The organism is Streptosporangiales bacterium (assembly GCA_009379955.1).
GTDB lineage: Bacteria > Actinomycetota > Actinomycetes > Streptosporangiales > WHST01 > WHST01.
In genome coordinates, this window is record WHST01000033.1 from 39,535 (window position 1) to 54,370 (window position 14,836).

General features: G+C 71.5%; 15 protein-coding genes and 1 tRNA gene. 12 read left to right on the plus strand and 4 right to left on the minus strand.

Annotation, left to right across the window (positions count from 1 at the left end; all coding sequences use genetic code 11):
• Positions 1–27 precede the first annotated feature (27 nt).
• Both GEV10_12445 and rlmB read left to right on the plus strand, forming a co-directional pair.
• Positions 28–1,428, plus strand: a complete 1,401-nt coding sequence (locus GEV10_12445; GenBank protein MQA79266.1) for a cysteine--tRNA ligase — start codon at positions 28–30, stop codon at positions 1,426–1,428.
• Positions 1,429–1,432: 4 nt separating this feature from the next.
• Positions 1,433–2,209 (plus strand): 23S rRNA (guanosine(2251)-2'-O)-methyltransferase RlmB, encoded by a 777-nt coding sequence (gene rlmB / locus GEV10_12450; GenBank protein ID MQA79267.1) that lies wholly within the window; start codon positions 1,433–1,435, stop codon positions 2,207–2,209.
• Positions 2,210–2,320: 111 nt separating this feature from the next.
• Here rlmB and GEV10_12455 read toward each other — a convergent pair whose 3' ends face one another.
• On the minus strand, positions 2,321–3,535 hold the full coding sequence (locus GEV10_12455; GenBank protein ID MQA79268.1) for a DUF4032 domain-containing protein: 1,215 nt from the start codon (positions 3,533–3,535) through the stop codon (positions 2,321–2,323).
• A 65-nt stretch (positions 3,536–3,600) separates the two neighbouring features.
• Entirely contained in the window at positions 3,601–4,599 is a 999-nt protein-coding gene (locus tag GEV10_12460; GenBank protein ID MQA79269.1) for a protein kinase, read from the minus strand.
• Between the two features lie 117 nt (positions 4,600–4,716).
• On the opposite strand from GEV10_12460, the gene GEV10_12465 reads away from it, so the two are divergent.
• The 10 genes from GEV10_12465 (at position 4,717) to GEV10_12510 (ending at position 13,700) form a co-directional block, all read left to right on the plus strand.
• A complete protein-coding gene (locus GEV10_12465; GenBank protein ID MQA79270.1) occupies positions 4,717–5,700 on the plus strand; it encodes a PhnD/SsuA/transferrin family substrate-binding protein in 984 nt (327 codons plus the stop codon).
• Position 5,701: 1 nt separating this feature from the next.
• Complete coding sequence (locus tag GEV10_12470; protein ID MQA79271.1) at positions 5,702–6,472, plus strand: ATP-binding cassette domain-containing protein; 771 nt, start codon at positions 5,702–5,704, stop codon at positions 6,470–6,472.
• 3 nt (positions 6,473–6,475) lie between these two features.
• Positions 6,476–7,303, plus strand: coding sequence for an ABC transporter permease subunit (locus tag GEV10_12475; protein ID MQA79272.1), 828 nt, complete (start codon positions 6,476–6,478; stop codon positions 7,301–7,303).
• Positions 7,276–8,028 (plus strand): FCD domain-containing protein, encoded by a 753-nt coding sequence (locus GEV10_12480; protein MQA79273.1) that lies wholly within the window; start codon positions 7,276–7,278, stop codon positions 8,026–8,028. Before GEV10_12475 ends, GEV10_12480 begins: the two co-directional genes overlap by 28 nt.
• The gene (locus tag GEV10_12485; GenBank protein ID MQA79274.1) at positions 8,025–10,379 is read left to right on the plus strand and encodes a molybdopterin-dependent oxidoreductase; all 2,355 of its coding nucleotides are present in this window, start codon (positions 8,025–8,027) and stop codon (positions 10,377–10,379) included. Before GEV10_12480 ends, GEV10_12485 begins: the two co-directional genes overlap by 4 nt.
• Complete coding sequence (locus GEV10_12490) at positions 10,376–11,227, plus strand: xanthine dehydrogenase family protein subunit M (protein MQA79275.1); 852 nt, start codon at positions 10,376–10,378, stop codon at positions 11,225–11,227. The genes GEV10_12485 and GEV10_12490 overlap by 4 nt, the downstream gene beginning before the upstream one ends.
• On the plus strand, positions 11,224–11,880 hold the full coding sequence (locus GEV10_12495) for a 2Fe-2S iron-sulfur cluster binding domain-containing protein (protein ID MQA79276.1): 657 nt from the start codon (positions 11,224–11,226) through the stop codon (positions 11,878–11,880). The genes GEV10_12490 and GEV10_12495 overlap by 4 nt, the downstream gene beginning before the upstream one ends.
• Positions 11,881–12,963, plus strand: a complete 1,083-nt coding sequence (locus GEV10_12500) for an alpha/beta fold hydrolase (protein ID MQA79277.1) — start codon at positions 11,881–11,883, stop codon at positions 12,961–12,963.
• Between the two features lie 33 nt (positions 12,964–12,996).
• Positions 12,997–13,602: a hypothetical protein gene (locus tag GEV10_12505; protein MQA79278.1), complete on the plus strand. Its 606-nt coding sequence runs from the start codon at positions 12,997–12,999 to the stop codon at positions 13,600–13,602.
• A 25-nt stretch (positions 13,603–13,627) separates the two neighbouring features.
• Positions 13,628–13,700, plus strand: a tRNA-Thr gene (locus GEV10_12510).
• A gap of 23 nt (positions 13,701–13,723) precedes the next feature.
• Here GEV10_12510 and GEV10_12515 read toward each other — a convergent pair.
• Entirely contained in the window at positions 13,724–14,638 is a 915-nt protein-coding gene (locus GEV10_12515) for an aldo/keto reductase (GenBank protein MQA79279.1), read from the minus strand.
• 59 nt (positions 14,639–14,697) lie between these two features.
• On the minus strand, positions 14,698–14,836 hold a 139-nt coding region (locus GEV10_12520), incomplete at its 5' end, for an IS630 family transposase (protein MQA79280.1).

The window sequence follows — 14,836 nt, forward strand, 5'->3', positions numbered from 1 at the left end:
CGTGGCGGTGCTCGTACCCTTGTGCGCGTGAGCCTACGTCTGTACGACACCGGTACCCGGTCCGTGCGCGGCTTCGAGCCGCTGAACCCGCCCACGGTGACGATGTACCTGTGTGGTGACACGGTCTACGCGCCGCCCCACATCGGGCACGCGCGCAGCAAGGTCGTGTTCGACGTGCTCGCGCGGTGGCTCGCGTTCTCCGGCCACGAGGTCGTGTTCGCGCGCAACATCACCGACATCGACGACAAGATCATCATGCGGGCCGCCGAGGAGCAGGTGCCCTGGTGGCAGGTGTCGCAGCGCAACATCCACGACATGCGGAGGGCGTACGACCTGCTGGGTCTCGCGCCGCCGACCGTGGAGCCACTGGCGACCGCGCACATCCCGCAGATGATCGAGCTGATCCAGCGTCTCGTCGACAAGGGCCACGCGTACGCCAGCGGCGGCGACGTGTACTTCGACGTGCAGTCGCTGCCGGAGTACGGCAGCCTGTCCGGGCAGCGCCCCGACCAGATGGTCGAGACGGAGAGGACCGACCCGGAGCGGTCGAAGCGTAACCCGCTCGACTTCGCGCTGTGGAAGAGCGAACGGCCCGGCGAGCCCGCCTGGGACACCCCGTGGGGACGCGGCCGACCCGGGTGGCACCTGGAGTGCTCGGCGATGGTGACGACGTACCTCGGTCCCGAGTTCGACATCCACGGCGGCGGCACCGACATCGTCTTCCCGCACCACGAGAACGAGGTCGCGCAGTCGCACGGCGCGGGAGACGCGTTCGCGCGCTTCTGGCTGCACAACGGCATGCTCAACCTCGGCTCGCGGAAGATGAGCAAGTCGCTCGGCAACACCCTGCTCATCACCGAGCTGGCCAAGAGGTGGCGCCCGGCCGAGCTGCGCTACTACCTCGTCGCGCCGCACTACCGCTCGTCGGTCGAGTACGCGGAGGAGCTGCTCGACGAGTCGGCCGCCGCGTACCGGCGCATCGAGGGGTATCTCGTCCGCGCGGTCGAGCTGGTGGGCGACGTCGAGCCGGCGGCCGAGGTGCCGCAGGGGTTCCGCGAGGCGATGGACGACGACCTTGGCACGCCGCAGGCGATGGCCACGGTGCACAACGCGGTCCGCGACGGCAACGCCGCACTCGCGGCGGGCGACAAGGACACCACGGTGCGGTTGGTCGGCGAGCTGCGCGCGATGCTCGGCGTGCTCGGGCTCGACCCGTTCGCGAGCCCCTGGGTCGACCAGGGCGGCGACGACTCGCGGCTGCGCGAGGCACTCGGTCGCCTCGTCGAGGTCACGCTCGACCAGCGTCAGCAGGCCAGGGCACGCAAGGACTTCGCGACGGCCGACGCGCTGCGTGACGGCCTCGCGTCCGCGGGCGTCGTGGTCGAGGACACCCCGAACGGACCCCGCTGGTCCCTCGGAGACGGCTGAACCCATGGCGTCTCCCAGGGGACGCCCGTCGCGGTCGTCACCCCGCGGGAGCGACGGCGGCGGCGACGTCGTCGCCGGCCGTAACCCGGTGGTCGAGGCGCTGCGATCGGCCGTCCCCGCGAAGGCGTTGTACGTCACCGACGACGGCGACGTGCGGGTCGCCGAGGCGGTACGACTGGCGCGCGGAGCGGGCGTCGACGTCCGCCAGGTGTCCCGTCCCGAGCTCGACCGCCGCGCCGACGGCGTCCCGCACCAGGGCGTGCTCCTCGCCGTGCGGCCCTACGCGTACGCCGATCCAGGCGACCTGCTCCGCCGTGCCGGGGACGCCACAGCACTCGTCGTCGCGCTCGACGGCGTGACCGACCCGCACAACCTCGGAGCGATCGTGCGGTCGGCGGCGGCGTTCGGCGCGCACGGTGTGGTCGTGCCGGAACGCCGCGCCGCGGGCGTGACACCCGCGGTGTGGAAGGCGTCTGCGGGCACCGTCGCGAACCTGCCGGTCGCCCGCACGGTCAACCTGGTCAGGCAGCTGAGGGCGTACCAGCGCGACGGGCTGTTCGTGGTCGGGCTCGCCGGCGAGGCACGCACCGCACTCGCCGACTCGCGCCTCCTCGACGGGCCGCTGGTCCTCGTCGTCGGCGCCGAGGGTGCCGGCCTCTCGCGGCTGGTCCGCGAGGCCTGCGACGAGCTCGTCCACGTGCCCATCGCGCCCGCCGCCGAGTCGCTCAACGCGAGCGTCGCCGCCGGCGTCGCGCTGTACGAGATCGCCCGCGCCCGCTAGCCAGCACCGGCCGCCCTTGTCCCGTTGATCACGTCAACGTGATCAACAACGACTTCACCTCGTGCCGGGACGAGGTGAAGTCCACGTTCGCGAGGTGAGGCTCGGTGCGGCCTAGCCCGCCGCGCCGAGGACGGCCTTCTCGTCGGGCTTGTGCACGAGAACGTCGCGCACGTACGACGCGACGGCCGCCTCCAGGCCGACGTTGTGGCCCTGCTCCTCCGAGAGGTACCACCGGTGCTCGAGCGCCTCGTGGAACACCTCGGCCGGCTCGAGCTTGCCGCGCAGGTCGCGGGGGACGGCCTCGACCGTGGGAACGAAGCTCTCGATGAGCCAGCGGTGCGCCACGACGAGCGGCGACGGTGCGTCGCCGTCGGGGTACTTGGCGGCCCGGAACGCACGGATGTCGCTCATCAGCCGCCGTGCCTGGCGCTCCTGAACCGCGAGCCCGGTGAGCTCGTGCAACCGGCGCGCGTGCAGGCCAGGCTGGACGACCTCGGTGCGCACGACGAGGCGGCGTCCGGTGTCGTCGGTGCTGACCTGCAGCTCGGCCACGTCGTAGCCGAGGTCGTTGAGCCGGCGGACGCGCGAGTCGATCAGGTGTCGCTCGTCGGCGTCGAGCACCTCGACGCGGGTGAGCTCGCTCCACAGCTCGCTGTAGAGCCGTTCGAGCTCGGTCGCCGTGTCCAGCGGGTCGAGGCGCTCGTCGAGGAGCCCGGCCGCCTCGAGGTCGAGCAGGTCGCCGCTGATGTTCTCGGTCGCGATGGTGAGGTCGTTGCCGCGCATGCCGTCGCCGAGGTTGCCCTTCAGCTCCCCGGTCTCGGCGTCGACGAGGTAGGCGGCGAGCGCTCCCGCGTCGCGGCGGAACAGGGTGTTGGACAGCGAGCAGTCGGCCCAGTAGAAGCCGGTGAGGTGCAGCCGGACGAGCAGCTCGGCGAGCGCCTCGAGCAGGTTCTGTGCCGCGCTCGGGCGCAGGACCTGGGAGAACAGCGCGCGGTACGGCAACGAGAAGGTCAGGTGCCGGGTCACCAGCGCCGCGTCGAGCGGCTTCCCGTCGTCGTCGGTGCGGTCGGTGACGACGGCCACCGCCTCGACCGCGGGGATATCACGCCCGGCGAGGGCGCGGAGCAGCCGGAACTCGCGCTCCGCGGCGTGCTGCGAGGTCTCCTTGACGGCATAGACGACGCCGGCGTTGCGCACGAACCGGACGATGTGCCTGGACAGCCCACGGGGGTACGCGACGAGGTGGTCGGCGGGCCACTCCTCGAGCGGCACCGACCACGGGAGGTCGAGCAACGCCGGGTCGGAAGGCCCAGCCGTCAGGTGCAGTCTCACGTCTGTCCAACGCCCCCGGCCGAGAGGGGCATTCCATCCGGGGAGAACCCGGTGGCCGATCAGCCGCGGTCGGCAGGTGGTCGGCTGGACCGCAGCGGGAGGCGGGGCGGCGTGATCGGGGCCGCCGGCGGGTCGGCGTCGGCGGCGGCGTCCTCCTGCGCCCGACCGGGGGAGGACAGCGGCAACCGCCCCGGCTGCGGGGTGCGTTCCCAGGACGGACCCGCGCCCTCGAGCAGGCCGGGCATGCCCTGGGCGAGCACTACGAACAGGCTGCGGCGCACGTCATCGTGGCTGGGACGACGCTTCGGGTCCTTGGAGAGCATCCGGTGGAACAGCGGCGCCAGCGGACCGGCCAGCCGCGGGACGGTCGGCGGCTCCTCGATGACGGCGCGGACGGCGTCGCGCCAGTCGGCGCGGTCGAACGGGCCCCTGGCCTCGGCGGCGAAGAACAGGGTCGCGCCGAGGCTGAACACGTCGCTCGCCGACGTGACGCTGCGCTGCTCGGCCTGCTCAGGCGACATGTAGCCGGGGGTGCCCCCGGCGACGCCCGACCGCGCCCGACCGGTGCGGTCGACGAGCATGGCGACGCCGAAGTCGGCGAGGCACGTACGCCCGTCGCCGGTCACCATGACGTTCGACGGCTTGAGGTCGCGGTGGACGATGCCGTTGGCGTGCGCGGCCTCCAGCGTGTCGACGAGCTGGATGCCCAGCGCCGCCACGAACTCCGGCGGCAGGTTGCCGACGGCGGCGACGCGTTCGGTCAGGGTCGGCGCCCTGATGAACTCCATGACGATCAGCACCTGCTCGGCGTCGGTGACGACGTCGTAGATCGGGACCGCTCCGGGGTGCTGCACGCGTGCCGCCGTCCGCGCCTCGCGCATCACGCGGCGCCGCTCCTCGAGGCCGAGGTGCGGCGGCATCATCAGTTCCTTCACCGCGACCTCGCGCTGCAGAGCAGGGTCGTACGCGCGCCACACGCTCGCCGCGCCGCCCCGTCCGATCAGCGACATGATCTCGTAGCGGCCGGCGATGACCCGCCCCTCGGTCAGATCCGGCATGTCCGCACCGTACCGGGCCGGGTCCGACAGCTACGGGCCCGCGCCTATGAGCGGGTGTTGACATCTGAAATATCACATGTCAGAGTCGCCTTCATTGGATGCACCCGAGGAGGGCTCATGCCTCGACGTCGAGGTCTCTCATGGTTCGTCGGTCTGACCCTGGTCGCCACGCTGCTGGCGACCACGGCCTGCGCGGGCGAGGACAGCGGGCTGAAGAAGCTCGAGGTGTACTACTCGGCCGCCCAGCCGAACCTCTCCGACATCCAGCTCTACGTCGCGCAGGACAAGGGCCTGTTCGAGAAGCACGGCCTCGACGTCGAGATCAAGACGACCGACGGTGACGCGCCGACCTTCCAGGCGCTGGTGGCCGGACGTGCCGACGTCGCGTTCGTCGACTCGGGCCAGCTCTACACCGGCGTCGCCGAGGGCGCGCCGTTGCAGATCATCCTCGACCCCACGCCGACGAACCTCTACTACCTGCTCGCCGACCCGAAGATCAAGACGTGGCAGGACCTCGCGCACGCGCGGATCGGCATCTCGGCGCCCGGCACCCTGAGTGAGCGCATCGTCGAGATGGCGATGGCGAAGGAGAACGTCCCGACCAAGGACGTCACCTGGCTGGCGGTCGGCGGGTCGAGTGGCCGGCTGAAGGCGTTGCAGAGCAACCGCATCGACGCGGGGATCGGATTCTCCGCGCACGTGATCGCCTCGCAGAAGGCCGGCGACAAGGTGTTCTCGAACCTTGCCGAGGAGCTGCCGCAGCTGCAGGGCTACATGTGGGGTGCGCAGCAGCGGACCGTCGAGGACAAGCGCGAGGAGCTCGTGGCGTTCGACGCCGCGATGATCGAGGCGACGCGCATGGTCGTCGACGACAAGGACGTGGCGATCAGCACGTACGTGAAGCACAACAGCGGCACGAACGAGGCCGACGCGACCAAGGAGTACTCGATGTTGAAGGGTGCGTGGCACCCCGACGGCGGTATGACGAAGGGGCCGTTCGCGTACACGACGCGCGCGCTGGTCGAGTCGGGTGCGGTGAAGAAGGCACCCTCGTTCGACCAGGTGATGGCGACGGACATCCGCGACGAAGCGTTGAAGTGAGGTGCGCGTGCTGGCGATCGACGGTCTGGCCAAGACGTACGAGGGGGCGCCTGCGCCCGTCCTCAGCGACGTCGACCTCAGCGTGCCCGAGGGTCAGTTCATCTGCGTGCTGGGCCCGAGTGGGTGCGGCAAGACCACGCTCATCAGGATCGTGTCGCAGCTCATCGACCCCGACACCGGCACGGTGCAGGTCGCGGGCAGCGACACGTACCGCCCGGGCGAGGACGTCTGCATGGTCTTCCAGGACCACGGGCTCTTCCCCTGGTACACGGTCGCGAAGAACATCGAGTACGGCCTGCGGATCCGCCACTTCCCGGCGCAGGAGCGCAAGGCGCGGGTCGACAGGTACCTGGAGCTGATCGGGCTCACCGGGTTCGGGGGCAGGTACCCCGACCAGCTCTCCGGCGGCATGCGGCAGCGGGTGGGGCTCGCCCGCGCGCTCGCGTGCGAGCCGCGCGTGCTGCTCCTCGACGAGCCGTTCGCCGCGGTCGACGCGCAGACGCGCGAGCGGTTGCAGGACGAGCTGCTCGGGCTGTGGGAGCAGCAGAAGATGACCGTGCTGTTCGTCACGCACAGCATCGACGAGGCCGCGTACCTCTCCGACCGGGTCATCGTGCTGCGGACCCTGGCGCGGCAGGAGACGGACGACCTGTCGCCGTCGATCTGCGACGACGTCGTCTCCGAGCTGCCGAGGCCACGTGACCGCACCACGGAGGCGTACCGCGAGATGCTCGTCCGGCTGCGCGCGTCGCTCGAGAGAGCGGGGGGCTGACCGGTGGTCGCATCGTCGACGCGACGTCCCACCGCGGCTCTGCCCGGTGGTGCCATACGTCCCCGCCGCAAGGCGAGCGCGCGGGCGTGGGCGCTTCGCCTCGGCTCGGTCGTCGTGCTGCTGGTGGCGTGGGAGTTCTACGGCCGCAGCGTGAACCCGTTGCTCCTCGCCTCGCCCACGTCGATCATGGCGGCGCTCTGGGAGCTCGTCCGCGACGGCACCCTGGTGCACGCGTTCGCGGAGAGCATGCAGCCGTTCCTCGTCGGCCTCGTCCTCTCGGTGGTCGCCGGCGTGGTCATCGGCGTGCTGCTGGGCCGGTTCGCCGTGGTCGAGGAGTCGTTGCTGCACCTGCTCAACGCGTTCTACACCGTGCCGGCGGTGGCGCTGGTGCCCGTCGTCATCCTGTGGTTCGGACTCGGGTTCACCGCCAAGGTCGCCATCATCGTCATCATCGCGATCTTCCCCATCCTCTTCACGACACACGACGGCATCCGCGCGATCAGCCAGCAGCACGTCGACGTCGCCCGCGCGTACGGCGCGAGCGGGTGGGACACGCTGCGGTCGGTCATGATCCCTGCGGCGCTGCCGTTCATCATGTCGGGGTTCCGGCAGAGTGCCGGCCGCGCGCTCATCGGCCTGATCGTCGCGGAGCTCTTCACCGGACTCTCCGGCCTCGGTGCGCTGATCGCCAAGTACACCAACAGCCTGCAGACCGACCGGGTGCTCGCGGTGGTCGTCGTGCTCGGCGTGATCGGCAGTGGCCTCATCGCCGGCGGCTCGTGGCTCGAACGACGGGTCACGCCGTGGAAGCCGAGCAGGCGGTCCTGGTGACGGCGAAGGCGGACGGCGGCGAGCGTCCACGCCGGCAGGTGAGCCGCGAGCTGCTGTCGGCCAAGGAATGGTGCGTCGACCACATCCGCGCGATGATCTACGCGGGCGAGCTCGAGCCTGCGCGCAAGATCCTCATCGACGAGCTCGCGCGTGACCTCGGCGTCAGCCGCACGCCCGTCCGCGACGCGCTCTGGCACCTCCAGCGCGAGGGCCTCGTCACCGTCGCGCCCCGGGTGGGGGTGTACGTGCGGGAGATCTCCAGGCGCGAGGTCGAGGACATCTACCAGCTCAAGGTGGCCATCGAGCCGCTGATGGCGCAGTGGGCGGCCGAGCGCGGGACGGCCGACGACAAGGCCGCGTACCGCGAGGCGATCGCGCGGCTGGTGGCGCTGGGCGGGTCCGGCGACGTGGAGCAGTACGTCGAGCACCTGCAGGACTGTCGCCGGCTGCTCATCCGGCTCGCCGGCAGTGACGCGCTGACCGACATGAACGACGTCGTCGACGGCCGGGTGCGGCTGCTGCGGTTCCGCAACCTCAGCCAGGCCGGTGAGCTCGGCCGCTCGGCGCGCCAGCACGAGCGGGTGGCCGAGGCGATCGTCCACGGCGACGGCGCCGGAGCGCACGACGCCATGCGCGACCACATGGCCGACGCCGCGACGAGGATCAGGCGGCTGTTGAAGGCCAGGGAGGACGAGCAGTCGGTCGGCGAGGAGCAGCCGGCGTGAGCAGTCGTCCCGGCGGTGACGCGGAGCCGCGACACGGCTGGATCGGCTCACCGGTCGACCAGCTGGAGTTCGACCGGTTGCTGCGCGGCGCCGGCACGTTCGTCGCCGATCTGCGTCCAGGTGCCACGCTGCACGCGGCGTTCGTCCGCAGCACCGTCGCGGCGGGGCGGGTCGCGAACGTCGACGCCGCCGAGGCGCGACGGTCGCCAGGCGTCGTCGCGGTGCTCACGGGCGCCGAGCTCGCCGAGGAGACCGTGCCCATGGCGCCGATGAGCCGGCCGCAGGAACGCTTCAAGGAGGAGCTGCACGTCGAGGTCTTCCCCCGCCACGTGCGCTGTCTCGCGGTCGACGCGGTGACGTACGTCGGTGAGCCGCTCGCGGTTGTCGTCGCGGCGGACCGCTACCTCGCCGAGGACGCTGCCGGTCTGGTCGTCGTCGACATCGACCCGACGGACGCCGTGGTCGACGCTGAGTTCGCACTGCGGCCGGACGCGACCAGGGTGCACGCAGAGAGCCGCGACAACGTCGCCGTCAGCCTGCGCTACGAGAAGGGCGACGTCGACGAGGCGCTCGCCCGCGACGACGTCATCGTCGTCGAGGGCGCGTACACGATCGGCCGGCAGACGGCGGTGTCGGTCGAGTGTCGCGGGGTGCTCGCCGCGCCGGGCGACGACGGGCGTACGGAGGTGTGGAGCTCCACCCAGGCGCCGTTGCTGGTGAAGCGGGTCATCGCAGAGGTGACCGGGTGGGATCCGGAGTCGGTCCGGGTCAGGAGCCCGGACGTCGGCGGCGGCTTCGGGCCGAAGGTGGCGGTGTACGGCGAGGAGGTCGTCGTCGCGTTCCTCGCCAGGCGGCTCGGCCGGAGCGTCACGTGGGTGGAGGACAGGTACGAGAACCTGGTGAGCGCCGCTCAGGCTCGCGACCAGGTGCACCGCTCGCGGCTCGTCGTCGACCGCGGCGGTCAGCTCGTCGCCTGGGACGACGACTTCACCGTCGACGTCGGCGTGCACAACCCGTGGATGGTGGGCGTCGTCGCGAACACGGCGCTGCACCTGCTCGGGCCGTACCGCATCCCGTCGGTCCGGGTGCGCGGCACGGCCGCGTACACGAACAAGACGCCGACCTCGCAGTACCGGGGCGCCGGGCGTCCCGAGGCGTGCTTCGCGCTGGAGCGCAGCCTCGACGAGGCGTCGCGACGGCTCGGCATGGAGGCGTGGAAGGTGCGCGAGGTCAACATCCTCGGCGCCGGCGACCTGCCGTACGAGCAGGGTCTGCCGTACCGCGACGGTGTCGACGTGGTGTACGACGGCCGCGACTACGCGAGCGTGCTGACGGCGGCGCGCGATCTCGTCCCCGAGGAGGCGGTCGCCGAGTTGGAGCGACTGCGCGACGAGTCGTCGCGGATCGGCTTCGGGATGGCCGCGTACATGGAGGCGACGGCGCGTGGACCGACGGAGCCGGAGAGTGCGCGTATCGCGTTGACCCCGGGCGGACGGCTCGTCGCCCGCGCCGCGACGGGTGCGTCCGGCCAGGCGCACGAGACGATGCTGACCCAGGTCGCCGCCGAGACCGCGCGGGTGCGTCCAGACCGCGTCGACGTCGTAACCGGCGACACCGACGACTCGAGCATCGGCTCAGGCACGTTCGCCAGCCGTACGGCGGTGCTCGTCGGCTCGGCGTTGCACCGCGCGACGCTGGCGCTCGTCGCGCAGGCGCGGCTGGCGGTCGCCGAGGTCCTGCGCGTCGACGGCGCCGAGCACGTCGACGGCGGGTTCGCCGCGCGGGACGGCGAGCCGGTGACGTGGGCCGAGGTGGCCGCCTGGTTCGAGCCCGGCGGTCCGCTCGCGGGTCGTACGCCGCCGGCGGCGTACGAGAGCTTCGCACCGCCGACGGTGACCTGGACCATGGGCGTGCACGTCGTCGCCCTGTCCGTCGACGTCGACACCGGAGCGGTGCGGGTGCTGCGTTATGGCGTCGCGCACGAGGGCGGTCGGGCGATCAACCCGCGGGTCGTCGACGGGCAGATCCGCGGCGGGGTCGCGCAGGGCATCGGTGGGGCGCTGTTCGAGGAGGTGCGCTACGACGCGAGCGGGCAGCCCGTGACGGCGACGCTCGCCGACTACCTCGTGCCAGGCGCCGGTGAGGTGCCGCCGGTGCGGCTGGCGCACCAGGAGGTGCACAGTGAGCTGAACCCGCTCGGCGCCCGCGGTGTCGGCGAGAGCGGGATCATCGCGAGCGGTGCCGCGATCGCGTCGGCGATCGACGACGCCCTGGCCGAGTTCGGCGTACGCGTCGACCGCACGCCGATGACGTCCGAGTACCTCCTCGCGCGGCTCCCGGACCGCGCATGAAGCCGGCACCGTTCCGCCTCGAACGCGTCCGTTCGGTCGACGAGTGCCTCGACGCGCTCACCGGTGACGACGTCAAGGTCATCGCGGGAGGACAGAGCCTGATTCCGTTGATGGCGCTGCGGTTGGCGGACCCGCGGTTGCTGGTCGACGTCAACGGCGTCACCGGGCTCGACGGCGTCGCGATGTCCGGTGGATACCTGTATCTCGGTTCCCTGGTACGACACACGCGGCTGGCGACCGACGAGCGGATCGGCGGGATGCTGCCGCTGCTGCGGGAGGCCGCGAGCCACATCGGCCACGTCGCGATCCGCAACCGCGGCACGCTCGGCGGCAGCCTGGCACACGCGGACGCCGCCGCCGAGCTGCCGGCAGCGATGGTGCTGCTCGGCGCGACGATGGTCTGCGTGGCGCGCCGCGGCGGGCGTCGCGAGATCCCGGCGGCGGAGTTCTTCGTCGGCCCGTACACGACGGCGCTGCGCGACGACGAGCTGCTGGCAGGTGTCCGCGTTCCGGTGCCGGCGGCGGACGTACGGTTCGGGTTCGTGGAGTTCGCGCCGCGGCACGGCGACTTCGCCCGCGCGGGCTGCGCGTGTGCCGTCGAGGTCGACGAGGGCGGACGGCTCGCGGGCCTCCGCGCGGTCGTGTTCGCGGTGACGTCCTGCCCGGTCGACGTGGCGCGCGGAGCCGCACTCCCGTTCGGTGAGCCGGTGGGTGACGTCGACTGGCGTGGTCTCGCGCGCGCCCTCACCGAGGACGTACGCGCGTCCGCCGGCGACGAGCACCGGGCACGGCTCGCGCCGGTGGCTGTCGAACGCGCGATACGCCAGGCGATCGGAGGTGTGGCATGACCGGTGTCGACGTCGCCGTCAGCGTCAACGGGGAGCTGCGGCGTGATCGCGTGCCGGCACGGTTGACGCTCGCCGACTACCTGCGCGAGGTGCGCGGTCGTACCGGTACGCACCTGGGATGCGAACAGGGAGTCTGTGGGGCGTGCACCGTTCTCGTCGACGGTGCGTCGGTGCGTTCCTGCCTGATGTTCGCGGCGCAGGCCGACGGCAGCGAGGTGTCGACCGTCGAGGGCCTCGCGGCCGACGGCGAACCGCTTGGCCGGCTGCAGCGCGCGTTCGCCGACCGCGACGCGTTGCAATGCGGCTTCTGCACGCCCGGGTTGCTGATGGCGTGCCGCGAGCTGCTCGCCGAGCCGGTGCTCGACGACACCGCGGTACGTGAGGCGGTCAGCGGCAACCTGTGCCGTTGCACCGGCTACGACGGCATCGTCACGGCGGTGCTCGACGTCCACGCAGAGACACCAGCCGTGGTGAAGCGGCCGGCCTGGTCGGTGGGAGAAGCGCCGCCGTCCTGGGCCGTGGAACCGTCTGCGCCGCCGGTCGGTGGTCGGCGCGATCTCGTGCGCCGCGCCTGGCGTCCGGTCGCCGCCGGCGCGGGTGTCGTGCTGGCGGTGTGGTTGGTGCGGCGGGTTCTGGTTCGCAGGCGACGATAGATGACGGGTGCCATGGCTGAAGACATCGATGTGAGATCCCTGGCGAGCCACTGGACGGCCCGCTGCGTCGAGAACGGCGTGCCGATGGACGACTACGCCAGGATCACCGGCGGGGTGGAGTCGTGGGAGCGGTGGTGTGCCGGCTGGGAGTCGGTCGCGGACCTCAGGTGCCGTGACGCCGACGCGGCCGAGGAGCGTGGCGCGACGTTGACGGCCGCCGAGCTCCGGCTGGTGGCGACGCTGGAGTACCACTTCGGGAAGTTCTTGTTCGTCCATGACCTACCCGTCCTGCGTGCCGTGCACGCGAAGGCGGTGCAGAGCTACCGGCAGGCGATGGTCGCGCTGCCCTGGCCGGGCCGCCGCCTCGACGTCCCGTACGAGGGCACCGAGCTGTCCGGCGTGCTCCGGCTGCCCGACGGGGACGGGCGCCCGAGCCCCACGGTCGTCGTCGTGCCCGGCCTCGACGCGACGAAGGAGGAGATGCACCGGCTGCAGGAGGTGTTCCTGCGGCGCGGCATGGCCACGTACTCCTTCGACGGGCCGGGCCAGGGCGAGGCCGAGTTCGACCTTCCGCTGCGTACCGACTGGGAGGCGGTGGCGAGCGCGGCCGTCGACGCGCTGGTGAGGGAGCCGACGGTCGACGCGGACCGGCTCGCGGTCGTCGGAGTGAGCCTCGGCGGCTACTTCGCGGCGCGCGCTGCATCCGTGGAGCCGCGGTTCGTCGCCGGCGCGAGTGTCGGCGGCTGCTACAGCATGGGCGAGTGCTGGTCGCGGCTGCCGCTGCTCACCCGGCGGGCGTTCGTCGTACGGTCGGGTGCGTCCAGCGACGCGGAGGGACACGAGCGCGCGGACACCTTCACCCTGGCCGATCTCGAGGCGTTGGGCGGCACCCCGTTCCTGGTGATGCACGGCGGGAGGGACCGCCTGTTCGGCGACGACCAGGCGCGACGGCTGACGACCCACTTCGGCGACGACGCGGAGCTGGTGGTCGAGCCCGACGGCAACCATGTGTTGCACAACCTCGCGTACCGCGTGCGTCCCGCGGTGGCCGACTGGGTGGCGCGGCGGCTCGTCGTAGGGTGAGGTGGTGGACGACGCGAGCGGGAAGGTGGGACCGTGACTGCTGCGGACGAGCTCGACTACCAGAGCCACGCGGCTACGCCCGAGGAGTGGCGCAGGCATCGTGAGGAGCACCGCAAGAAGCGTGAGCAGACCGGCGACAACACCGGCCGCCGCGGCTCGCTGCCCGAGCGTCTCGTCCGCGCCTACTTCGACGAGGCCGACCCGCTGACCGAGACCCTGCTCCTGTCGTGGGCGTCGTTCGGCGTGACGTTCGGCCTGTGCCGACTGGTGACGCACAGCATCAAGCGCAAGTGGCGCTGGCTCCCGGTCGGCAACATCAGGCCCGGCGGCCTTCACCTGCACCATTACAACTGGGGCATCGCGATGCTGACGGGCGTCGCCCTGCAGGCCGTACGAGGCACGCCGAGACCAGGCCACCGCCCGTTCACCGGCATCGCCTTCGGCGCCGGCGCCGCACTGATCGCCGACGAGGCGGCTCTGCTGCTGAACCTCGAAGACGTCTACTGGGCCGACAAGGGCCGCACCAGCATCAACGTCGTGGTAGGCATCCTGACCGCCCTCGGCATCTACGTGGTGGCGGAACCCTTCTTCGACGACGCCGCCCGCGAGATCCGCCGAGGCATCCGCCGCATCCGCTAGCGTCCCGATACCCTGGTGGAGCCTCGCCGGCATAGCTCAGTTGGCAGAGCAGCCGCCTTGTAAGCGGCAGGTCGTCGGTTCGAATCCGACTGCCGGCTCCCACCACATCCCGCTCGGCACCTCACGATGGGGGCGTCGTCCCGTCCAGGACGGCCAGCTCCTCGTCGGTGAGCCGCAATGCGCCCGCGGCGACGTTCTGCACCAGGTGGTCCGGGTCGCCCGTACCGGGGATGGCCAGCACATGTGGTCCCTGGTGCAGGGTCCACGCGAGGCGCACCTGGTGCTCGGACACGCCGTGTGCCTGCGCCACCGCGCGGATCGCCTCCGAGTGATCCGAGGTCGCGCCCTTCTCGCGGTTCGCGCCGGCCAGGGCGAAGAAGGGGACGTACGCGATGCCGCGTTCGCCGCAGGCGTGCAGGAGTGCGTCGTCCGTGCGGTTGTTGTCGAGTGCGTAGTTGTTCTGCACGCACACCACGGGGGCGATCGTTGCTGCTTCGTCGATGTGGTCGGCCCGGACGTTCGACAGCCCGAGGTGCCTGATGAGACCCGCGGCGCGCATGTCCGCCAGCGCGCCGAAGCGTTCCGCGACCGAGTCGCGGCTCGGACGCTTGACGATGCGGAGGTTCACCACGTCCAGGTGGTCGCGGCCCAGGCGGCGGAGGTTCTCCTCCACCTGACTGCGCAGATCCTCCGGCGTACACACCTCGCTGACGCCGTTCGCCTGGTTGGCGGCGAAGCCGACCTTGGTGGTGATGACCAGGTCGTCCGGGTACGGTGCGAGGGCCTCGCGGATCAGGTCGGTCGCGTAGCGGGGCAGGCCGGTGCCGACGCCGAGCGTGCCTCCCGGCGAGACGTAGAACGTGGCGGTGTCGACGTGGTTCACGCCGAGTTCGATCGCCGTGCGCAGCACGCGGATCGCGCGCTCGCGGTCGGGGTCGGCCGTCAATCGCATCGAGCCGAAGCCCATGCGACTGACGGTACGGTCGCCGAGAGTCCAGGTACCCGCGGCGGCCGCGGTGATCTCGCCCAGGGGCATCGGTCGACGTCGTCCCTCCTGTGGGTCGAGCCGTCCGCCGGCTCGGTGGCCACGCGAGACTAGTGTCGCCCGCCGGAAATTCGTGTGATATATCGTGCGAGGGAGTCGAGGATTTCCTCCGCGGTCTTCTTCCACACGAACGGTTTCGGGTCCTCGTTCCACATCTTGATCCATTCGCGGACGTCTTTCTCCAGTGCC